Below are 24,218 nucleotides of genomic sequence, written 5' to 3'. Positions count from 1 at the left end.
TTCCTATTTATTCTGTTGAAACAAAAATCTGCGCGGATTGTAACACAGAGTTGCAAGTGCTAAACCCGTTGTCACAAAATCAAACGTGCCATATTGCAATGTAATATCACTCAATCGAATGATAAATGCATTAATTAAACAGAATTAAGCTTGTTAATAAACAGTAAGTTGCGGATAATCATAGAGTCTATATTCGAAAAATTTGAACATGTTAAGCAAGTTTACCTACTTAAGATGCTTCTAACGCAACGATATGATGACACCATCAACGACACAATAATGAAACGGATAAGGAAACACACTATGTCTCGTGTATTAGCACTTAAATCAAGCATTCTTGGTGAATATTCTCAATCAAGCAAACTTCTAGACGAGTACCTTGCTCAATTTGATAAAGAGCAAACCACTCTACGTGACCTAGCTGCAAATCCACTTCCTGTTTTGGATTTTTCAGTTGTGAACGCACTTGGTTCTGCCGGTAACGCAGATCAAACAGCAGAACAAAAAGAAGTCGTTGCTTTATCTGATACGCTAATCGAAGAATTGAAAGCAGCAGACACACTTGTGATCGCAGCACCAATGTATAACTTCACCGTACCAACTCAGCTTAAAAACTGGTTTGATTTAATCGCTCGCGCTGGCGTGACTTTCCAATACTCTGAAAATGGCCCAGAAGGTCTGATCAAAGGTAAGAAAGCGGTCGTTATCACAACTCGTGGCGGCATTCATAAAGATGCACCGCAAGACATCGCAACCGCTTACCTAAAAACTATTCTAGGTTTCATTGGTATCACTGATGTGGAATTTGCTTACGCTGAAGCACTCAACATGGGCGACGAAAACCTAGCAAAAGGCCTAGAAACAGCAAAAGCTGAACTAAGCGCTATCAGCCTATAAGGCAATATCGGTCAACCACCGTTAGTCAAAGGTCATCATCGTGATGGCCTTTATTACTTCTTCCCATCAGCGAACGCTGTCCTACCTATTTTGTCGAAAAACCGCCGCAAAGTTTGCTCAAACAGTTATTGCGTGCTTATGTTTATATGAGACAAACCGATACACTTTCTATTACAATACTTTTTCTTTACTCACTAAGTGATTCGATACTGTGAAAGCGTCTGAACTTAAAGCACTATTACACACTCTTCCTGACGGTAATGACCCCGAGTTAGTTACTGGCGATATCTGGTTGCCTGAACAACTCGTCAATGCTTATAGCCATGATGATTTCCTCTTTTTAGATTTCGACAATGCGCCAGAAGAAGAACAAGGTGAAGAAGAAGGTCGGGGGTTTGTTGAACATGAAGTCGAACTTATCAGACAACAAATTGCACGAATCTTACAAGAAGACAGCGGACAAAAGGCAAAAACTGAGGCATTATTAGCTCTGCTTTTGGTTGCTCATGAGCGTACCAGTGCTGAATTTATTGAAATGTTGGGTTCCATCATTTTTGAAGAAGGAACCCCGGCAGAATAGGAGTTTCGATTGCCTCAAGACCATTCCCCATCGCTTCCTCTGCTACTCGCTGGCCCTATTATTAGAAAATGTTCATCCGATGAAGTGGTGATTTGGCTTGCCACTTCCGAACCTTTACAAGGTAACGTTGAACTGTTTAGCAGGAGCAGTAGTGATGAACAGTCGCAGCAACAAACCCCATTTTTCTCTGCTTCTATCGAGGAAACCGTCGAAACGGCTTACCCGAACCGTTTTCAAATTGGGTCTAAGGCATGGATTTATCTACTGCGTTTGCCCAGTCAGTTAACACCTGACACCCACTACTATTATGACATCAACACGCAACATGCTCCGTTAAGTCAACTCTATCCCCATCTCTGTTATGAAGGTGAAGCAAAACCGTATTTTCGTTTTACTGGCCGCGCTGATTACATCTTGCATGGCTCGTGTCGCAACCCGCATGATCCTTGTAAAGATGCGCTGCATACAGTGAGTAAAAAAGTCGCTCAGCAGTTACCACACGAACGCCCCGACCTTTTCATGATGAGTGGCGATCAAATATACGCTGATCATGTTGCAGGCCCCATGCTCGCGGCTATTCACCGCGTCATTTCCGAGTTGGGGTTATATGATGAAACGTTTGATAAGGCCGACTTTACTGACAGTAAAGCGCTCTACCAACATCCAAGCAGTTATTATGGGCGCAAAAACTTATTACCAACGTTTGATGCCCAAAACACACCTTTAAAAGGGGGCAAAAATCGGGCAATTTTCACCTCGACCGACAGTGATAATCACCTGATAAGTTTTGCCGAGTTTGCCGCTATGTATCTCTTAGTGTGGTCCCCTACGTTATGGGATAACCTATCACTATTAGAGAGCCAACATTATCGTACCATTTTTGAGAGTTTACCTTCGGCCACTCAACAAGAATGGCAAACAGAGTGGTCTGCCCTTAATCAGTTTTATCGTGGTCTTCACGATATTCAACGCATGCTCGCTCATCTACCCACATATATGATTTTTGATGATCATGATGTCACCGACGATTGGAACCTAACAGCAGGTTGGGAATATGCCGCGATGCATCAACCGCTGGCGAAACGTATCATTGGTAATGCTTTGATGGGGTATTGGTTCTTTCAAGGTTGGGGAAATTGCCCTGAGCAGTTCGATAATGAATTTTTCGCTACAGTTAAGCAATACGCTCATCAGCCGACAAAAGAGCACCATGATCAGTTCATTGCTAACCTATACGATTATGAGCATTGGCATTACACCACAGATACTTCGCCAAAGATGATTGTGTTAGATACTCGAACTCAACGGTGGCGCTCAGAATCCAATTTAAACCGCCCCTCCGGTTTGATGGATTGGGAGGCATTAATGGAACTACAGCAAAATATTCTCCATCAAGAGAAAGTATTGATTGTGTCTGCCGCGCCTATATTCGGCGTTAAGTTCATTGAAACGCTGCAACGTATCATGACTTGGTTTGGCAAACCCTTGATGGTCGATGCAGAAAACTGGATGGCTCACCCCGGCAGTGCCAATACCTTGTTAAGCATTTTTACGCACAGTAAAACACCAACGAACTATGTTATTTTATCTGGCGATGTGCACTACTCTTTTGCGTATGACATCCACCTGCGCTCGCGTAAATCGAGCCCTAATATATTTCAAATCACGTGTAGTGGGTTTAAGAACCAATTCCCAGAACCATTATTGACCCTCTGTGATTATGCCGATACCCTTTTATATAGCCCACGTTCGCCATTAAACTGGTTCACTAAACGTAAACGGCTTAAAATTCGTAAACGTCATCCTGACCAAGAAAAATATCGCCACTTAGTGAACTCTGCAGCAGTCGGAGAACTCAAATTAGATAAAGAGGGCAAACCTTCATATGTCGGTATTATCACTAGCTCGGGCCGTGAAGTGGTCTTTGCCCCGACTGTACCAAAATGAAGTTCATCGGGCTTGATATAGTTGTAAATAATCACCATTTACATAATGCTTAACAAGCAACAACTCAAAAAGATAGAAAGCAGTATTAGCTGCTGCAACCAAGTCAACAAACAAAACAAGGTGTCGCTTTATGTTTAACTCGTTACATTCTCTCTTTAAACAATTACTTGAGGGAACCGATCTTAGCCAACAAAGCCAAAACCCCAATTTTGCTATTGCCTGTTTGCTGGCTGAAGTGGCGGGGGCCGATCACGATATCAATCAACAAGAGCACGACGCTAAGTTGGAACTGCTCAAGAAGCTGCTTAATGTTAGCGACAGTGACGCTCAAGCACTGATCACTCAAGCCGATGAACAGATTAAACAATCCGCCTCTCTGTATGAATTTACGACTCAATTGCGCGAATTGTCTCAAGAAGCCCGTTTTGATTTAATCAAAGCCATGTGGGAAGTTGCTCACGCCGATGGTGAGATAGACCCGCTTGAAGACGCCGTCATTCGTAAAGCAGCAGAACTGCTTTATGTTGATCACGGTGAATTTATTCGTGCGAAGTTATTAGTGACAGAGAAAGGCAAGAAATAGCGCGATTTTTCTTAGAGCTAGAACTTAAGGCAAAAAAAAAGGAAAGCGCATGATCAGTGAGCTTTCCATAAACCAGTAAATGGGATCGTTATTATATTGTCACTCGGACGAGTATGCATACGATACAAAGTGAATGTGTCTTTTTCATGACCCTGATTAGACAGTTTTGTGACAATATAATGCGGTATTAAAGAATCGCCAAAGCAAGCTTAGCCAAATTATAAGCATCAACATACCCACTATGCTGACGACCTTCCCAGTCGATACCTAAAGACTCTTGCGCAGCACGGTGGCCAATACGCTTGTCTTTTAATCGGTGTTGAATCCGATACAACGTCGCTAAATTCAAGAACTCTTTAAATGGCGCATCAATCCCTTTAGCTTCACATTCTTTAAGAAGAATTAAGTCATCCCGCCCCCAAGAAGCGTAAATCTTCTTTGGACCACCGAAATTTTTTATCATAGATTGAATCACTTGCGCTAAGGGTCGCCCCTGTTTTTCAATTTTACGTGGTGTAATTCCTGTTAACTCAACACAAAACAGTGAAATGTCATCGTGTTCAGGTTTTACGTAATATTGCGCTCGTTTTACAATTTCTCCAGCACTGAGATCAACCTCAGCTAGACCAACTTCAATGATTTCCCCGGTGCTACCTACTCCGTTTTCATTCCAACAGCACATTTCCAAATCGAAGCATACGACACGGTTATGGTTCATCGGTTAATCCAATCCTTTCATAACATTCTAAAAACGGACGATTCTACCTGAGACGCTCTATCAATCCAACGCTCAATTAACCTAATATCCGCGCAAATTAGATGGACTTGTGGCCCATTTATCCAAAAAGTAGCATAACCAAGATCGCAGATATGTCTAAAAGATACGCTATCAACCTCAATTCGTCAGGTTTGAGTGAATTTCTCCGCGCGTCATAAGTGGAATATGTTACTATCAGCGCATAGTTATCCCATGAATAATCTGTCTGTTACCGTAAACGTTGAGCTTACGCTAGCAGCTTAAATCTGTAGAGAATTCAAAATGAACTTCGATTTAACTTTGATTCCAACCACCTTCGATATGGTGCATGCGGGACTCGCTGCATCTACTGTTGCTCTATTTATCTACGCGATCGCTAAAAAAGGCAAAGTCAGCGAAAAGATCATTGAAAAGCCAGTTGAGAAAATCGTCGAAGTTGAGAAACCAGTTGAAAAAATTGTTGAAGTAGAAAAAGTCGTCGAAGTTGAAAAAGTGGTAGAGAAAGTGGTCGAAGTTGAATCTAAACTTGCGACAGCTCCTACTGATTCAGCTTTACAACTATTATCACTGTTCCAGCAAGAGGCTCGTCTTATCGACTTTTTACAAGAAGATGTGACTCAATTTTCAGATGAAGAAGTGGGTGCCGCTGCACGCGTAATCCACTCTGGTGGTAAAAAAGTATTGGATGAATACTTAACGCTTGCGCCAGTACGCAACGAAGAAGAAGACACTCGCGTTACAATAAATGAAGATTTTAATCCTCAATCTGTACGACTAACAGGTAACGTAACTGGTCAAGCTCCTTTTACTGGCACACTGATTCACAAAGGTTGGCAAGCAACAGAGGTAAACCTACCTAAATTAGCTGAAAATTATGACGCCTCTATCGTTGCACCAGCAGAGGTAGAGTTGTAATGGATCAACAAGCGACATTTAGCGTCGGTATCGATTTAGGCACCACACACTGCGTTCTTTCGTACCTTAATCTTCAAGAAGAAGACGCTCAAGTACAGGTGATGCCTATCGCACAAATGACAGCGCCCGGTACGGTCGAAAGCCGCTCACAATTAGGTTCTTTTTTATATCAACCCCATGAACATGAAATGGCGACTAACGCGCGTCGCTTACCATGGACAGATGAACCTAACGCTCTAGTTGGTGCCATTGCACGCAACCTCGGTGCAAAAACACCGATTCGTTTAGTGGCAAGTGCAAAATCATGGCTATGCCATGGCGGTGTGAACCGTCGCCAAGCATTTTTGCCAGCAGGTAGCCCTGAAGAAGTAGAAAAAGTATCGCCATTACGCGCGACCGAGCTCTACCTTGATCACTTGCAACAGGCATGGAATCATCAAAATCCTCAGTATCCATTGAATACCCAAGATGTCACTATCACGGTTCCCGCTTCTTTTGACCCAGCGGCGCGTGATCTTACCGCAGAAGCCGCGCGTAATATTGGCTTAACCAATATTACGCTGTTAGAAGAACCTCAAGCAGCGTTATACCACTGGATTGATCACACTCAAGATGCTTGGCGTACACAGGTTAATGTCGGAGACATCGTTCTTGTTATCGATATTGGTGGTGGTACCAGCGATTTATCATTGGTCGAAGTCACCGAGGAAAATGGTAACTTAGCGCTTAACCGAATTGCTGTAGGCGAACATATCCTACTTGGTGGCGACAACATGGATTTAGCCTTAGCGTATCGCCTGAAAATGAAATTGGCGCAGCAAGGTAAAGAGTTGCAACCTTGGCAAATTCAAGCCATGTCTCACGCCTGCCGCGATGCAAAAGAAACGTTACTCAGTGTTAATGACACTCAATCTGTGCCAATTGTCGTACCAAGCCGTGGCTCAAAACTGCTTGGTAGTACGTTAAAAACCGAATTGACCCGTGAAGAAGTGGAACAAACCATTGTTGAAGGTTTCTTCCCTCTGGTGACCATTAATGATCGCCCAATTCAGAAACCTCGTGGCGCACTGACTCAGATGGGTCTACCTTATGCGCAAGACGCTGGTATCACACGTCACATCGCTGCATTCTTGACAAAACAGGCTAATGCGCAAGGTGGTCAAAGTGAAGCGGACAGCATGCCTTTCCCGATGCCAGGTATGCCAACCCCACCAGCCGATTTTATTAAACCTAATAAGGTGCTCCTAAATGGTGGTGTGCTGAAATCATCACTTCTGGCGGAACGCTTACTGACCACAATTAACAGTTGGTTAATTGAAGCGTCTGAAGAAGATGCCATCATGCTTGAAGGCTCAGACCTCGATCTTTCTGTTGCGAGCGGTGCGGCCTATTATGGTTCGGTTCGCCGTGGTGACGGTGTACGTATTCGTGGGGGGATCGCCTCTTCATACTACGTGGGAATTGAAAGCGCAATGCCTGCCATCCCAGGTATGCCAGCACCAATGGAAGCGCTGTGTGTCGCTCCCTTTGGCATGGAAGAAGGCAGTGAAATTAACGTACCGAGCCAGCAATTTGGTCTTGTTATCGGTCAGCCGGTTCACTTCCAATTTTATGGTTCCACGGTACGTCGAGATGATGAAGCCGGTACCCACCTTGATTATTGGACGCCACAAAAGCTTGAAGAGTTACCCGAAATCCAAGTCACTCTCCCCGTCTCAGAAGGTCGTCATGAAGGCGAAGTGGTCCCTGTTACTCTACAATCAAGAGTGACAGAGCTAGGTACACTTCAACTTCACGCTGTCGCAGTCGACAACCAACAACGTTGGCATGTCGAGTTTGATGTCCGTGATGTCGCTGAGTCAGGCTCAGATCTAGACGTTTAATCAATGATCTTCGGCGCCTTTATGGCGCCGTTTATTTTATGGGTATACCAACCGACTCGTGTCACCAATTAACGAGGTCATTATGACAACTCCCCAATTTCTTGTCGGCATTGACTTAGGCACAACCAATACGGTAGTTGCATTTTGTGAGTTGACCGATAACCTGCAGCAACAGCAAGTTGAACTGTTTCCTATCGACCAATTAATCGGGCCAGGCGAAGTGGTACGTAAACCACTATTGCCCTCCTTTCGATACCATCCAGCACACCATCAGTTTTCTCCCAGCGACACCACATTACCCTGGCACAACCAATCCGTGGAGGGTGATTTAGACAATGCAATTATTGGTGAGTGGGCCCGTGAGCTCGGTGCGAAAGTCGAAGGTCGCCAAGTATCCAGTGCCAAAAGTTGGTTATCACACACGGGCGTAGACCGCACACAGCCTATATTACCTTGGGCTGGAGCGAATGATGTGGATAAAGTCTCCCCCATTATTGCCAGCGCCAGTTATTTAAATCACATTCGCCAAGCGTGGAATTATCGCCACCCTAGCCACCCACTGGAGCAACAAGAGGTCGTGGTAACCGTGCCAGCCTCATTTGACGAATCCGCTCGTAAATTTACCTTAGAAGCGGCTAAACTGGCTGGCTTAGCTCATATTTTATTATTAGAAGAACCACAAGCCGTCTGTTACGACTGGTATGCACGCCATCTAGACAGTGCGCAAGAAGAGCTGAGTCATGTCCCCCTCATCTTAGTTTGTGATGTAGGTGGCGGGACAACAGATTTAAGCTTGATCAGTGCACAAATGAATAACGATTCGTTAAGCCTTGACCGTATTGGCGTTGGCGACCACCTTATGCTGGGTGGGGATAATTTGGATTTAGCATTAGCCCACCTATCCGAACAACGCTTTCAGCAAAACAAAAAGCTTAACGCTGCGTCGCTAACTAAACTGATTCAGCAAACCCGTAAAGCCAAAGAGCAACTTTTGTCATCTGATGCACCTGAGCAGGTTAAAATCACCCTGCTTGGCAGTGGTTCAAAACTCCTTGGTGGCACCAAAAGTGTCGAGTTATCTAAACAGGAAGTTCATCAAATCGCTCTCGAAGGGTTTTTCCCGATCAGCCAACTTGACGACGTACCAGACAAACGCCGCAGTGCGATGGTTGAATTTGGATTGCCCTATGTTGCCGATCCTGCCGTCAGTAAACATATTGCCGAGTTTATTCATCAACACCAAGCGGTATCACGCCAAGCGCTGCATAGCGACGATACCAGACCTGCAGTACCTGTTGGATTACTGTTTAATGGCGGTGTATTCAATAGTGATTTAATCCGCTCACGTTTAACTGAGCTATTGAGTCACTGGCGTGGCGAAGCGGTCAATGTATTAGACAACCCTCATCCGGATTGGTCTGTAGCCCTAGGGGCTGTGGCATATGGCAAAGCTAGGCGCGGTGCACAGCTCAAAATAGGTGGTGGTGCAGCTCGTTCTTATTTTCTTCACCTTCCAGAGAAGAAGCAGCGCTCCAAGGCGTTGTGTTTGCTAGCGAAAGGAACCGAAGAAAGTCATGAAATTCGTTTAACCAGTCGACGTTTTTCACTCACTTTAGGCGAACCAGTACGTTTTAACCTACTGACGTCAACCCATGATGAAATTCAACCAGGCACTAAAGTACAAAATGGTCTTTTAACGCCCGTCGATGCCGATAAATTTCAGCCTCTGCCTCCATATATCACTACGTTAGCTGGCGACGATAACTCAGAGTTACAAGCCAACCAAAAACAGCGTGTTGAAGTACAGTTAGCATGTCAGCTAACAGAAGTGGGCACCTTAAAAATGGAATGTGTCAGTACAGAAGATGACAATCAACGATGGTCGCTCGAATTTGAAGTTCGTGGTCAACACAGCGACAGTTTATCGCTCGACCAACAAGAAATATCTAACCAAGTACGACACGCCCAAGAGTTAATCAGCCGCTTATATAGTGGTAACAAAACGAGCGCCGACCCTAAAGAAATTAAGACGCTTAATAAAACGTTAGAGAAAACATTAGGAAAACGTGAGACGTGGGATTTTACAACGCTACGACATCTGTTTGATACCTTTGCACTGGGGCGTAAGCGTCGACGTCGCTCGGAACAACATGAAAAACATTGGTTTAGATTAGCAGGCTATACCTTACGTCCAGGGTTTGGTGCCCCAACCGACAGTTGGCGCCTTGAACAGATATGGCCGATTTATCAGCAAGGCCTACAGTTTCCAAGCCATGCATCGTGGAGTGATTGGTGGACATTCTGGCGACGTATTGCTGGAGGCTTAGATCAAGAACAGCAAGAAACCCTATTGGCTGATATTGCTAAATATCTTCATCCTGGCGCCGCTCGTAACGCGAAAACAGGGAAAGATGCCCAAGACAAAAGCTACGAAGCTATGGTACGACTTGCGGCATCACTAGAGCATTTAGAAATCGATGATAAAGTATTGCTTGCCACTTGGTTTATGAAAAAAGCGCTTAATCAAACGGAGTTTCAATCTGCACATTGGTGGGCACTAGGCCGATTAGGCTCTCGTGTACCCCTGTATGGCAGTGCTCATAATGTTATTCCCCGAGAACAAATCGAGCAGTGGCTACCTAAGCTACTCGAACAAGATTGGAATGAAGAACAGATGATCGCCTTTGCTACCGTGATGATGTGCCGTAAAACGGGCGATCGCACACTGGATATTCGCGACGACCTGCGTGATTCAGTGTTAGAAAAACTCACGCACAGTAAAGTGCCTGAATCGTGGCATAGTTTAGTCAGCGAGGTCAAAGAACTGAGTGAAAGTGAGTCGAAACGTGCTTATGGTGATGCTTTACCCAGTGGATTAATTCTCCTGCAGTAATCGTATATCGCACTACCAATCTTACCCAAAAGCCAAGTCTAAACTTGGCTTTTTTCTATAAACAAACTAATTGATTACGCCCACGGGATTTTGCCTCATATAGTGCTTCATCTGCTTTAGCGAAACTGCATGCTAATTGCTCAAAATGATTGCTCTTTAATTCCGCAACACCAAGACTTACCGTAATTTGCACAATGTCCCCTTCGATAGGAATCTGATGCGCAGCGACCTCAGAACGAAACTGTGACAATTTTGCATACACCCGTGAGCAACTTTGTTGATGGAAAAGAATGGCAAACTCTTCCCCACCAAACCTTGCCACCAAATCATTTTGAAAAGTGAGGTCCAACAATTGGGCGACTTCTTCTAACACAATATCACCTTGTAAATGGCCATACTGATCGTTGATTGGCTTAAAATGATCGATATCGATAACCGCAATATAGTAAGGGCCGAGATTTTGACTCAATACATCTTTGGCGCGTTCTTCAAAATAGTGGCGATTGTATAGCCCCGTTAACTTATCGTGGATCGCCTGCTTATAATGAAGTTCTATTTTATCGAATAATAATAGTGACAATATCGATGCTAACTGGATAAATGTGACAACATTTTGCGCAACAATCACACCACCAACAAAATAAATCGGTTTTTCTGAAATAAAAAAGCACAGTGACGGTAGCAAGCTCATCACAGAAGAGGACAATAACCCGTAGGTCAATACCTTATCCGCTAACTTTCCTGGAATACGGTTTTTGTAAGCGACGTATGCGGCATAGCCGAATACGACAGCCAGACTTACACCCGCAACATATACTCGCACATGAAATTGGTTAGGATGTTTCAAAACCATCCAATACATAAATGTGGTAAATAAGGAGACATGAACTACTGCACACAGGCGAACGAAACAACATGCTTTTCGTTCGTACCAAAACAACACACCAAGTAGCATTAAATAGGTATTCGTTTGATAGGCAAAGTTATTTATCATGACAACGATACGTATATCAATCCACTCTCGTGATAAAGTTGAAGCGTAAGCAATTCCAAAAAGAAAGCAGTAAATAATAAACCAGTTCGCAGCCATGCGTTTATGCTGGGTGAACTGACCACGTAGTAAAAGCAAAAATATGCAGGCAATAAAACAACATAGCGAGTTGTTGATTACCGTTGCTAAGCGTAGTACATCGATGTCTGCCAAGTTCATTTCATTCCCAAAACACAAATATCAATAACATGGATAAAAAACGCGCTAATCATACACAAAAACATGATGTTTTTCCCAAATTTTAATGAAATAAATGATATTTTTTGTAAAATCTGATACGTTATTGAGACAACTGACTGATAAAGAATGAATTTTCACTTCTGATTATTGACAAACTTGGTCATTATTCTATTGATAGCACACGTTGCTAGAGAGCCACTATTAGTGGCATCATTGAATTTGGTCGGAACTTATTGAAGACCCTATAAATCTCATGTCATAAGATCATTTGAGTATATTGATAAAAATAACAGAATCTTTACACGGTTATTCACTGAATCCATAAGCAAATGCGTTAGTATCACTTTAAGGTTTCGCAACTTGATTATGGGAACGTTACCGAAAGATAAATGTCTATAGTTGAGAATTATTTAATTTTTAATACAATGACGAGCAATTAATTCTTCGTTTACTCGCAATTGAATGATTAATCGGTTTAGAATATGCGAACTCGCTCACACAGAGTAAGAATAACTAAGATAGAATGAAGAGCAATGGCACGATTCCATTTCTCTAATTTAACCGTCATTGCTTTATTTACTATTTCCTGATCATTTCACATTTTGTGATTAGGTTTTTTCATTAACGAAAACAAATCCGTTACAGCCAATGAGTCCAGATAAATTTACCAATGTCTATCGACTACCCGGTTCAATTCAGGTACGCATCGCAAAATGGCAAGCGACCTTTAGAGGTACGTCAGACTTAGTGCTTCATAAAGCACTTTCAGAACGCAATAAGCAGTATCGTAATAATGATTTTCTGCCTAAAGGTTGGTGTCTTGTTCCCTTTACAGAAGAAGAGATATCCATTACCCATCATGGCCGTTATATTCAGACCACTATTCTAACCATGATTGATCGTAAAGTGGCTTATAAACGTATTTATTTGTCTCGAATGCCATTGGAAGAGGCTGAGCAACGTTTAAAAGCGTTTAAATTAGAATGGATGCGTAAATATAATCGGGTTGTTAAACGCTACAACCAAATCAAAAAGAAAGAGTTTATAAATCTTGCACGGGAAGAGCTAGAAACACTCTACCCTTCGATTCCGAAAGGCACATTTGATAAGACATTATGGAATAAGTTAGTGCACTCCGAATTAGGCGCACCGAAGAAATTTTCTAATCCTTATTACGTTAAAAAAGCAGATGTTTAACATCGCTTAATGACTTGCTAAGCTAAGTGACACAGCGCAGTTGGGTTACCCCAACTGCGCTTGTTCGATCTCATCCATAAGAGCACAGCAATAAGAACCATCCCTCTTGCTTTTTGCTTGATACATAGCTTGGTCGGCAGCCTTAATAAGCTGCACAGCATCATTGCCTTGTAACGGATAAAGAGAAATACCAATGCTTGCACCAACCCTCGTCACTGAGCCATCTTTTAATTCGATAGGTTGAGTCAGTTCATCGATAAGTTGTAATGCCTTTTCTTTAACGCCTTGGTAATCATTGAGCAAGTCAAGGCAAACAATAAATTCATCACCACCAAAACGACCACAAAAGTCAGACTCACGCAGATTCGCATTTAACCGTTCTGCAATCGTGACGATCACTTTATCTCCGGCATCGTGACCAAAATTATCGTTAACGTGTTTAAATTTATCCAGATCAATAAACAACACGGCCAACTTTAAGTGAGTACGTCTTGCCTGAATAATCGCTTTATTAAGGTTATCTTTCAGTGCGCGACGATTATATAAGCCAGACAGCGCATCTTTTTCTGACAAAAACCGTAGTCGTTCCTTCTGTTTTTGTAGTTTGTAAGTCTGTCTTTCTACCTCACTTTGAAGTTCTTCTTTCGAATACGTCGTATTCTGTAGTGAAACTTTCATCTGGTTAAAGAATTTAGCTAAGGTAACAAATTCTGAATCCAAATTGTGGTGTGACAAACGGCTGTCTAAGTCGCCTTTGGCAAGATCTGATATACCTTGTTTCATTAACGTGAAACCGTGTTTGAATCTTCTGAGGATCATAAAAGCAAGGCTACATACGATAACCCCTAATATGACCTGTTGTATTAACGCAGAGACGACAGAGAAACTTTGATTTTTATTGCTCTTTTCTAACACCATTTGTTGTAAATAAATGAGCTCTTCAGTCATATTTTGTACAATCATATTATATCGAGAGTGTAACAGTTCACTGGTACCAACAAATCGGGTTAAAGAAGATGTCACGAACCTTTTATCTCGGGCCACCATGGTTCTTTCTTGCGTTAGTAACGTGGCTAAGCTGTTATTCATCTTAATCAGCTTATCTACCCTAAAGGTCACATCGACTGGTGATTTTAACGTTGCATCTAATTTCTTTTGCGCTTTGTATACCTGTTCTAAACTTTTTTGATCGTCATATTGTAGAAAAACCCACAATTGACTGCGTAATCCGTCTACATCTCGTTGAATTTCAGTAATCCGTTGTAACTCGACAAATGTTGTATTTTGTTCATACCACAAATTACCGATAGAAAAAGCAATAAACCCAACGAGTAAGATGGCAGAAACAAACAAAATCGTTAATTTTTTTGTTATGGAATTGATCATTATTTGACGACCTCACCTTGCTCAAGCCGAATCAGTTGCTTTAAAGCATGTGAATCTAAAAAGTTACGATAGTCTGGCATCATTCCAGAAACCAATTTATTATCCATCGCCCACCGCGCTTGTAGTTCTAAATTTGTCAGAATTGAATTGCCCAACGACAAACGGAATGAGTAGTCTTGCCAAGACCAATCCAATTGACGCTGTTCTAACCCCAATTTACTTGCTATGACCTGCTGCGCTTTATCCGGATGCTGATCTATCCACAAATTAGCAGCCCTCAATGCCTCCAAGATGGCAAGATCCTGCGCTTGTCTGTGTTTAGTGTCATCCTTCATTGCGATTAGGTTAAAGGATAAATCGTATATGCCTGCTAAGCCTAAATTCGTGACCTCTTTATCAACCCCCATTTTGATTTTGTATCCCCAAGGTTCCCAAACCGAAATCGCATCAACACTATGGTTAATCAATGCCTGATCCAAACGTTCAGGAGGGTAGTAAATTTTAGTTACCTCGTCGGTATTTAGCCCTGATGCAATAAGCACTGAGTCTAAATAAAACTCACTTGCACTGGCTTTGATAACCCCAATTTTTTTACCCACCAGATCACTAATGTGTTCTGCTCCGTTGTGGGCAAATGCCAGCAACTTGACATCATTATCAGAGCTCACAAAACTCGTCACTATGGCAAAGTCGTCGCGATGAAAGCTGCGAAACATCACCACAGATTCAGACGCGGTAGCGTATTCGACATGGTGATTAAAGAGGTCATTAACACATGCCACTCCTCCATTACATGGAACTAATTCAACATTGAGCCCTTGTAATTTGAACAAACCAAGACTTTTGGCGACGATAAGTGGTGAAGAAAGAGGAGTTTGAGATACGCCAATTTTGATGGGTTGGGATTGAACAGGTTTATTATTGCCAATAGGTGCTCCCAGCCTTCGTATCGTTACGACTGCAATAATAATGACCAATAATCCGATGAGCCACCCAAGTTTAATCACTTGTCGACGTGTCATGCTTACCTCACGCACTAGCCAGAGTGAAAGTTAGCTTTGCTTGAAATTAGTTTAGTAAGGATCGGCTTGTCTGCTACTACCAAAGTTATAAATCGATAACCCAAAGTGGGTAATTCATAGATTTAAGACACAAATGCAACGAGCGACATAAAAATATTGAACTAGCAGCATATAATCTGGAAATGACTCCCACGAATAAATCGCGCCACACATTTTATCTACTTTTTGGTGTCATAAATAAAAATAAAAAAGGAGCTCATATGAGCTCCTCTTAAATAATATTAATGTTCTGTACCCGATGGATTGTCACCAAACGCCGCTTTCTCATAAATATCAGCCAGCGTTTTTGCTTTCTTAGCCTTTTCTCTTCGGTACCGTTTGGGTTCAAATTCTTGTTCAACCCATTTGAGCGTGTCCTCATGCTCTTTTGCTGATTCAAGAAATTCTGGATCTGACATCGCCTTTTGGCGCAGGCGGTTAACGCGTTCCATGGTTTCCCACAACATATAGCTACCTCCTTTACCACTGTACATACGTACAGAATACAACTGTATAAAAAAGTGTCAACAGTAAACTGTATAAAAAAACAGTATTAGATAAAGGTATCGATAAGTAAGTAACCTCAGAAAGTCACTTACGTATAGTATAAATATAGTAGAAACAAGAGCTTTGTCTATTAATTAAAACTATCACCGGAGGTGAGACGATAAATCAACGTGGGTATGATGAACAATGAAAGGGAGTAATGGCCAACCCACTACTCCCATCTCTACTTAGTTTTTCACCAATTGGTTAATCAGCTTTGAAGTAACTCCCGTCAGTTTAGATATCTCGATATCGTTAAGTTCTACACTGTTCGCCGAGCCAATATTTGGCATGCGTAGTTGCGTTGCCACAACATAAAGCAGTCGCTCAAACTGGTCGAGTGTTAACTGAGACTCATACATTTGATGCAACATGGCGACTCTTTCATGATGATCGATTTGTTGTAGATCACTTTCAGTCACACCGCTTACTCGACCCTGTATCGACATTTGCGCGACAAACCATGCCATGGCCTCAAGATTTGTCACATCACACGTACTTTGCTGCGGTGGATTCAACAAACAGACCGTTTCAACATTACGCTGTTCTTGTACCATCAGTTGGGCTAATTGCTCAGCTATCCAGCCGTTTTGGTGTTCTCCAATAATGGTAACCGGTAAATCAACAGAGAGATTCGCTTGCAACGCATGCCAGTAACAAGATGCGGCGGCGTCAACCGTAGTGTGAGGTACTGAAGTATCATAGATACCGCGTGGATTGATACCAATGACGTTCCATGAAGCATCAAACTGCTGCACAATGTTATCCGTCCCTGTCACTAAAGAGCACGGATCCAGAAGGTAAACACATGTCCTGGTTGCACTTGAAGATGATTGCAATACGGTGATCGCTTGATAGCCTTTATCCTGCGTTAGTGGCCGTTGCTTGATAACTTCATCTTCTCGCTGGTGAATGCCTTGAGAAATGGCTTCCCCCATGTAGCCAATATAAGGTTCAACGAACACGTGATAGTGGTTCGTTTCTTTTATTAACGCCGTACGGATATTTTCCGGTTCCATGAAGCGATCCCAACACAGGAATCTGGCGTCTTCAGCTGTTTCATGCTCAGGGCGCAGTTCCGCTATCAGCAAGTCCATCTCCAAAGGTAAAGAACGATATTGATAATCAGCGGCTAAAATCCCTTCTCTATGCAACAACCATTGACGATAATAATGCTCACTCCACCCTGAAGGAAGAATGCCCATTTCTGCAGCCATCAGATAATAGTCAAACCAAGTTTTATCATTATCTTCTGGGGTATTATCTTCATTTAAACTCAAGATATCCGCCGCTAGACCATCGAACACTTCTTTGCTCATTGCTCGCAGTTGTTGATCATCGGTCATTGAATCACGTTGCTGGTGGCGCGCCACCTGAGGTTTAATCGCCGTCGTATCAACGATACCTACATATTCCACTTCTTTGTCTTGACCTAATAACTGTTTAGCAATTTCCCAAGCCAAAGTACCGCCAAGAGAGATTCCCGTCATACGGTACGGGCCTTTAGGCTGAGTACGACACATAATACGGGCAAATCGAGCGGCAGCAGCTTCAACTGTTTTAAATGGTGCTTCTGTACGATCTGGCGCTTGCAAACCGTAAACGGGGATATCGCTATCAATATAAGCAGCAAATAAAGGCGCATACATCATTTCCCCACTGGCTTCCGGCACAATAAATAGCGCTCGTTGATCGCCCTCTATCGGTCTCAGTGCCACTGCAGTATCCGCTTGCTGACCTTGGCGTTGAATAGAATCGGCAATATCCACCAGCTTAGAAGAAGCAAACAGTGACGATAGGCTTAATTCATAGCCCAACTGACGCGCTTCATTTAAGAATTGCACAGCCAACATTGAGTGACCGCCAAGCTCAAAAAAGCTATCTTGACGACCCACTTGATTAACACCAAGCAAACGTTGCCAAATTTGCGCTAAATGAATTTCAACCTCTCCCTCTGGAGCCTCATATCTTTGTGTGACGAAGTCACTTTGCTGCGGATGAGGTAACGAGCGATAATCGAGCTTACCGTTCGGGGTTAATGGTAAAGCGGGCAGCTTAACATAAGCCACTGGCACCATATACTCTGGCAAACGCGCGGTAAGGTAGGCTTTAAGCGCAGACGCTTGAGCCTGCCCAACGTAGTGGGCAATAAGCTGTTTATTGTCTGTTTGCGTTACAGTAACAACGGCTTCCTCAACGCCACCATGCGTACCTAACGTGGCACTAATTTCCCCCAACTCAATCCTAAAACCACGAATTTTCACTTGGCTATCATTGCGACCTAAATATTCAATCGTGCCATTGTCTAACCAGCGACCTAAATCCCCAGTTCGATACATTCGCGCGTTGCTCGTGGTACTAAATCGATCAGGTAAAAACCGCTGACTCGTCATTTCGGGTAAATCGAGATACCCGCGAGCTACCCCTTTACCACCAATGTAAATTTCCCCGGCGACACCACGTGGTAATAGTTGCCCATGATCATCCAAAATATAGATAGCCGTATTACTGATTGGCTGACCTATATCTAAGGTTTTATTCGTTGCCGTAATTTCGCCAGAGGTTGCCACCACTGTGGTTTCCGTTGGTCCATAGTTATTGATTAGCTGATAGGTGCACTGCTCTGGGGGCGCAATATTGAGTCTATCCCCCCCAACTAACAAGTACCGTAGCGATGGATGAGTGAGACGACGTTTAAGCACTAATTCAGCAATCGGCGTGGATAAGAACCCGACTTCCAATGGTGCTTGTTGCCACCAAGCAATTAACTGCTCTGGATCGCGTGACACGGCTATTGATGGCAGATGCAACGTGCCACCAACCGCAAGCGGCGGCCACATTTCCCAAACGCTCGCATCAAAACCAACGCCAGCAACGGCAGAAGCATGAGTACCACGCTGCAACGCAAAACGGTGATTATGCCATTGAATCAGATGATTTAAGTTACCATGTTCAACCATGACACCTTTCGGCTTGCCCGTAGAACCAGAGGTATAAATGATATAGGCAAGATCATCAGGTTCAACATGATGTGGTAAGCCTGCGTTGGATTCATTTTGCCATTGCGTGTCACGCAGCGTATTCACGATCTCTACGTCTTGCTGCGCTAACACCGCGCCTAAATCAATCACACCATCGGTCAATACCAAGCTGGGTTGACTGTTTTCGACCATATATTGCAGACGTTCAGCGGGATAATGAGGATCCATAGGGATATAAGCGGCGCCTGATTTAAGAACGGCTAACATGGCTAATACAGAATCGACACTGCGATCAAAGCAGACCGCTACACGTTGCTCTTTATCGACGCCTTGTGCTCGTAGATAACGACTTAATTGATTGGTTTGGCGCTCCAATTCACCATAAGTTATCTGTTTTATTTCGGTAATAATGGCAACATCATTCGGATATGCCAGGGCGTGCTGGATAAATAAACTCACTAACGTATCGCTCGGATTTAACGTCAATTGGGTCTGATTTAGTTCGTTAACGAGGGTGTGTACCTGCTGCTGCGATAACACGTTCACTTGGTTTAGTTGCAGATGAGGAGCAGAGCTTAAACTTTCTACAATATCTCGTAAGGCCATGATAACCATATCACTCACCCGTTCACAGCCAACATGTGCGGCGACTTGCAGATCTAACGAGAAACCCTTGCCCGGATTGTCATTGACCGACATCACCATTGGATAGTTAGTCCGCTCCTCTGCGTAAACCAAATCCACTGGTGCAGATTCAAATTCTAGCTGGCTGCTTCCTCCATCGTAGCGATAATTTATCAGTGCACTAAACAGCGGAGTTTGCTGACTTAACCCACTGCATTGTTGGGCTAAAGAAAGCGAAGCATGTTCATAATCCAACAGTTCTGCCAGACGTTGATGCGTTTCGTATACCGCTTGTGTAACAGTCAGCGCCTCGAGTTGTAATCTTAGCGGTAACGTATTTAAGAACATCCCTAATACACGGTTGGCACCATCGCCAGCCGCCATTCGTCCAAATAATACCGTACCAAAAGTGATATCATCGGTTCCCGTTGCTGCTCTTAACACCATCGCCCAGGCTAAATGAAACAGACTTGCGGTACTGACGCCCGTTTGCTTAGCCACTTTGCGCAGCTCTTTTGCCAATGTGTCATTGAGCGGTACGCGTAATTCACTAATATCACTACCATTGCCTTGCACTTCCAATAAACCAAAGGGGGCACAAGGTTCATCAATATCAGCAAAACGTTCGCTGAAATAGGCTGTTTGAGCAGCAATATCGATATTTTTGCGGCTTTCATAGACAAAATTTCTAAATGGCAGTGGTGCTGGTAATTGTGCTTCACAACCAAGTATGTGTGCTTGTACCTCTTCCATCATCAATTCGAGCGTTGTATGGTCGAAACACAGGTGGTGCATCATTAAACATAAGAGCCAACGTTCATTTTCGAGGTCTTGTGTCGCGTGCAACTCCATCATCGGTGCACTTTGCACATTAATTCGGGTAATGTCGGGATCAAAGCGCTCTTTAAGGGCTGCTACTTTATCCTGCTCATCGAAATATAAAGTGTCGACGTCCAGCTCAACATGGCGACACACCACCTGCACAGGTTGCTCTAGTTTGTCCCATAAAATGGCCGTACGTAATATATCATGACGCTCAATCACAGCTTGTAAAGCGTGCACAAACGCATCGAGGGCAGAACGATCAGGAAACGCCTTGATCGCCCGAGTAATATAAGGATCGCCTTTTTCTGCCAACATATGATGGAACAATATCCCCTCTTGCAGCGGAGCCAGCGGATAAATATCTTGGATATTTTCCGCCCCACCCGGCATGGCCTCCGCGACCATATCGATCTGTTCTTGCGTTAATTCAATCAGAGACAACAATGCTGGCGTAATGGATCGACACCCTTTGGGTATCTTATTCTCAGGAACTGGGCTAATGAGCGTTTGATGATCCGATGCGGCTAACGCCTTAGCCAACTGCTCTAAGGTTGGATAGGTAAACAGTGACTTAATCGCTAACGAATACCCATGCTGGCGTAACTGATCAATTAACCGAACCGCCAGTAGTGAGTGTCCGCCTAATTCAAAGAAATTATCATGACGCCCGACACTTGCTACGCCTAATAAGTCTTGCCAAATATTGGCTAGCAGGCATTCTAATTCTGTTTCGGGCGCTTCAAACTTACGCTGAATAAATGCGCTAGTATCAGGTTCTGGCAACTGCCGATAATCCACTTTACCGTTAGCAGTCAATGGAATATCAGCTAGATAAACATAGGCAGCTGGCACCATATAACCGGGTAGCAGCTGACTAAGATGCTGTTGTAACCCCTGATTATCGAGTGCCAATTGTTCACTGGTATAATAAGCAATCAGACGTTTATTATCTTCGTGCTGCCCTTGCGCGATCACTACCGCGCTGACCACACCCTCACACTGTTGAAGTGCGCTGGCAATTTCCCCCAATTCGATTCGAAAGCCGCGTATTTTAACCTGACTATCATTCCGACCTTGATAAATAATAGTGCCGTCGTCACGCCAGCAACCTAAGTCTCCGGTGCGATACATTTTTGCGTCTAAGCAGTGCGTAAAAGGGTCAACAATAAAGCGCTGTTCAGTTTGCTCCGGCAAATTAAGATAGCCACGTGCGACACCCGCACCACCAATATATATTTCGCCTGTGACACCAAGCGGCACTGGCTGTAATCTGTCATCTAGGATGTAAATCTTCGTATTGGCAATTGGACCGCCAATATCAAGAGTCCCTGATGATTTCATTACCCCAGAGGTAGCAACGACAGTAGTCTCAGTTGGACCATAGTTATTCACCAACTGATAATGCTTATCGTCGGCTGGGTGACGTGTCAATTTATCCCCGCCGACCAATAAATAACGCAGTGTGCTTGGCGCGATATCTCGTGCCATGGCCAATTCAGCAATCGGAGTCGGTAAAAATCCAACTTCTATCGGCTGATCGATCCACCAATCGAGCAATTGTTGTGGATCACTGCTGACGCTGACCGATGGCATATGCAGACATCCACCAGCAGACAAAGGTGGCCAAACTTCCCAAACAGCAGCATCAAATCCCATTCCAGCAACACTTGATGCTCCAGTGCCTTGTTTAACATTGAACGTGTGGTTGTGCCAATGAATCAGATTGGTCAAGGTATGATGTTCTACTTGCACACCCTTGGGCTTTCCCGTTGATCCCGATGTGTAAATGATATAAGCCAAGTCATGCGAGCTGGTGTCGGATAGATCGAGATTTTGTTCACTTTGTTGGGACCATTGTGCACTGTCTCGCACAACATTTATTAACTGAACCTCGATACTCTGCTGATACGGCATGGCCGAAAAATCGACAATCCCATCTGTAATGAGCACATTAGGTTGACTATTTTCAAGCATGTACTCAATGCGCTCATTTGGATAAGCTGGGTCGATAGGAATATAGGCACCACCCGCTTTTAAAATGGCCAATAAGGCCGTAACCCATTCGATAGAACGGTCACAGCACACCGCCACCTTCTGTTCAGCACACACCCCCTTGGTGCGTAGAAAGTGTGCTAATTGGTTCGCTCGACGGTTCAATTGAGAATAAGTGACAACGTCATGTTTTGTTTTAAGTGCAATTAGGTCTGGATGGTGCTGTGCCTGTTGTTCTATCAATTGATAAACAGGTTGAAACGCGCCAAAATTCAGTTCAGTCGCATTACTCTTAGACCAATGGGTTTTATCCTGCTCAGACAAAATTGGGAACAACCCAATGTTTGTCGTCAGTTCTTGTTCAACCGCCTGCTCATAAAAACTCATAATTCGTGTGAAATGAGCCTCTAGTTCTTCATCACTGTAAAGCGAACGGTTAGCATCAAGACACAGCTCTAACCCACTCTGTTCACCACGATCACAAATATTGATCGCTAAGTCCTCTATTGGCCCAAGCGCCAGGTTATGGGCTTGCACGGAATGACCCGCAAAGGTCATCGTGTAATCAAAAGGCAATATGTTGATGTGCGTTAAGCACAGCGATTCCGTTTGGCTGACCAATCCGAGCTTCGTCGCCAACGTTTCGCCGCGATAGGCTTGATGGCGAACCATACTCATAACCTTAGCGTTAACTTGATCAACCAACTCTGCTAAGCAACATTCCGGTGATATGGTTAGGCGTAATGGCAAGACATTTGACATCATACTTGGGCACAAACGCGCGGCTTTTTGGCGGCGTCCGGTCATCGGACACCCTATCACCACGTCTTGTTGGTGTGTGATTCGCGCAAGGTACAGCGCATTGAGTGTAATAAGAAGTTGGGGTAAAGGAGTGTGTAAAGTGTGAGCAAGCGCGATAAGTTTTTGATGGAGACGACGGGGAAGATAGGATTGTCTTCGGACGATTTCAACACATGTCTCGTGTCGATTTGACAAACTTAGCGCAGCCGGACGATGATCCATTTGCTCACACCAATAGGTTTCATCCTTGCTAAATTGGCGACTGTCCTGATACTGCGTTTCGAGTTCAATTACATCATGCAATGGGGTAAACGGACAATCGGGTATGGCTTGTTCTTGAGCAAGCGCAGTATAAACGTCTGCAACGCGAGAGCAAAAAAGGCGCGCTCCGAACCCATCCATAACAAGGTGATGGGCACAGGAGAAGTACCAATATCGGTCATTGGCTAATTTAATCACAGCAAAGGCACACAAAGGCCCGTTGTGCATGTCAAAAGTGCGGTGACTTTCGTGATCCAACCAAGCTTGAGCAGCGTGTTGTGGTGATGGCTTATCACTCACATCAACCACATCGACCAAACACGAGCGTGGATGGTAGGTTTGCCAGACATCACCGCCAGTCGCTACAGTGAAATTCATCTGCAACGCGTCAGTCTCACCGTGTACATGTTGAATGGCTTTAACTAAAAGAGGCGCTTCTATCGGCCCGTTAATTTCAATATATTCGATAACTTTAAAGACTTTTGCATCTGCCTCATTATTTAATTGTTGAGCAAACCAAATGCCTTGTTGAGCTGCGGTTAAAGGTAATGCAACGCTCTGTTGTTCACCGAAATTATTAGATGAACGATTCAGATCAATCATAGATTTAGACTCTCTATTACGCAATTAAAGTTAGTCTTTTAAAAAATAAAAGGCTCTAAAAATAACAAACAAAAATACCCCACAGAACAATGCCCGCAGGGTATTTTTATCTAAGATGAATAGTTTAAATTAGATAGCATACGTTATAATCATTCTATTCATGACTATAAACAGTTATATTTATACCATATTCAGGCACAAAAAGACCCTACCAAAAACAGGCATAACTAGCTAATAATCATATAGTTAAAAAAC

Annotated in this window: 14 protein-coding genes; 8 read left to right on the top strand and 6 right to left on the bottom strand. The window is 43.6% G+C overall.

Annotated features, from left to right (window positions below):
- Positions 1-303 precede the first annotated feature (303 nt).
- The 4 genes from F9817_RS19815 to F9817_RS19800 all read left to right on the top strand — a co-directional run bounded on the left by F9817_RS19815 (position 304) and on the right by F9817_RS19800 (position 4,007).
- The gene (locus tag F9817_RS19815) at positions 304-897 is read left to right on the top strand and encodes an FMN-dependent NADH-azoreductase (RefSeq protein ID WP_161157905.1); all 594 of its coding nucleotides are present in this window, start codon (positions 304-306) and stop codon (positions 895-897) included.
- A gap of 211 nt (positions 898-1,108) precedes the next feature.
- On the top strand, positions 1,109-1,477 hold the full coding sequence (locus tag F9817_RS19810) for a VC1380 family protein (protein WP_161157904.1): 369 nt from the start codon (positions 1,109-1,111) through the stop codon (positions 1,475-1,477).
- 9 nt (positions 1,478-1,486) lie between these two features.
- Entirely contained in the window at positions 1,487-3,424 is a 1,938-nt protein-coding gene (locus F9817_RS19805) for a metallophosphoesterase family protein (RefSeq protein WP_161157903.1), read from the top strand.
- 130 nt (positions 3,425-3,554) lie between these two features.
- Entirely contained in the window at positions 3,555-4,007 is a 453-nt protein-coding gene (locus F9817_RS19800) for a tellurite resistance TerB family protein (RefSeq protein WP_161157902.1), read from the top strand.
- A gap of 187 nt (positions 4,008-4,194) precedes the next feature.
- Here the strand turns inward: F9817_RS19800 and F9817_RS19795 are convergent, their stop codons facing one another.
- On the bottom strand, positions 4,195-4,725 hold the full coding sequence (locus F9817_RS19795) for a 3'-5' exonuclease (RefSeq protein ID WP_161157901.1): 531 nt from the start codon (positions 4,723-4,725) through the stop codon (positions 4,195-4,197).
- 321 nt (positions 4,726-5,046) lie between these two features.
- Between F9817_RS19795 and F9817_RS19790 the strand changes: the two genes are divergently transcribed.
- From F9817_RS19790 to F9817_RS19780, 3 genes are all read left to right on the top strand, one after another.
- The gene (locus F9817_RS19790) at positions 5,047-5,679 is read left to right on the top strand and encodes a DUF2760 domain-containing protein (protein WP_161157900.1); all 633 of its coding nucleotides are present in this window, start codon (positions 5,047-5,049) and stop codon (positions 5,677-5,679) included.
- Positions 5,679-7,562: an Hsp70 family protein gene (locus F9817_RS19785; RefSeq protein WP_161157899.1), complete on the top strand. Its 1,884-nt coding sequence runs from the start codon at positions 5,679-5,681 to the stop codon at positions 7,560-7,562. Before F9817_RS19790 ends, F9817_RS19785 begins: the two co-directional genes overlap by 1 nt.
- Before the next feature lie 82 nt (positions 7,563-7,644).
- Positions 7,645-10,455: an Hsp70 family protein gene (locus F9817_RS19780; protein WP_161157898.1), complete on the top strand. Its 2,811-nt coding sequence runs from the start codon at positions 7,645-7,647 to the stop codon at positions 10,453-10,455.
- A gap of 55 nt (positions 10,456-10,510) precedes the next feature.
- Here F9817_RS19780 and F9817_RS19775 read toward each other — a convergent pair whose 3' ends face one another.
- Positions 10,511-11,665 carry a GGDEF domain-containing protein gene (locus tag F9817_RS19775; RefSeq protein ID WP_161157897.1) on the bottom strand — a complete coding sequence of 385 codons (1,155 nt, stop codon included), beginning with the start codon at positions 11,663-11,665 and terminating at the stop codon, positions 10,511-10,513.
- Positions 11,666-12,334: 669 nt separating this feature from the next.
- Here F9817_RS19775 and F9817_RS19770 point away from each other — a divergent pair.
- The gene (locus F9817_RS19770; protein WP_161157896.1) at positions 12,335-12,883 is read left to right on the top strand and encodes an MSHA operon transcriptional regulator; all 549 of its coding nucleotides are present in this window, start codon (positions 12,335-12,337) and stop codon (positions 12,881-12,883) included.
- Between the two features lie 45 nt (positions 12,884-12,928).
- Here the strand turns inward: F9817_RS19770 and F9817_RS19765 are convergent, their stop codons facing one another.
- The 4 genes from F9817_RS19765 to F9817_RS19750 all read right to left on the bottom strand — a co-directional run bounded on the left by F9817_RS19765 (position 12,929) and on the right by F9817_RS19750 (position 23,963).
- Positions 12,929-14,269, bottom strand: coding sequence for a GGDEF domain-containing protein (locus F9817_RS19765; RefSeq protein WP_161157895.1), 1,341 nt, complete (start codon positions 14,267-14,269; stop codon positions 12,929-12,931).
- Positions 14,269-15,291, bottom strand: coding sequence for an ABC transporter substrate-binding protein (locus tag F9817_RS19760; protein ID WP_161157894.1), 1,023 nt, complete (start codon positions 15,289-15,291; stop codon positions 14,269-14,271). Before F9817_RS19760 ends, F9817_RS19765 begins: the two co-directional genes overlap by 1 nt.
- A gap of 281 nt (positions 15,292-15,572) precedes the next feature.
- Positions 15,573-15,797, bottom strand: a complete 225-nt coding sequence (locus F9817_RS19755) for a hypothetical protein (RefSeq protein WP_161157893.1) — start codon at positions 15,795-15,797, stop codon at positions 15,573-15,575.
- A gap of 267 nt (positions 15,798-16,064) precedes the next feature.
- Positions 16,065-23,963 carry a non-ribosomal peptide synthetase gene (locus F9817_RS19750; RefSeq protein ID WP_161157892.1) on the bottom strand — a complete coding sequence of 2,633 codons (7,899 nt, stop codon included), beginning with the start codon at positions 23,961-23,963 and terminating at the stop codon, positions 16,065-16,067.
- Between the last annotated feature and the right edge of the window lie 255 nt (positions 23,964-24,218).

Origin of the sequence: Vibrio eleionomae (assembly GCF_009874545.1) — a bacterium.
Lineage (GTDB): Bacteria > Pseudomonadota > Gammaproteobacteria > Enterobacterales > Vibrionaceae > Vibrio > Vibrio nitrifigilis.
The sequence above is the reverse complement of the archived record's forward strand: the minus strand, read 5'-3'. Positions and strand labels throughout refer to the sequence as shown.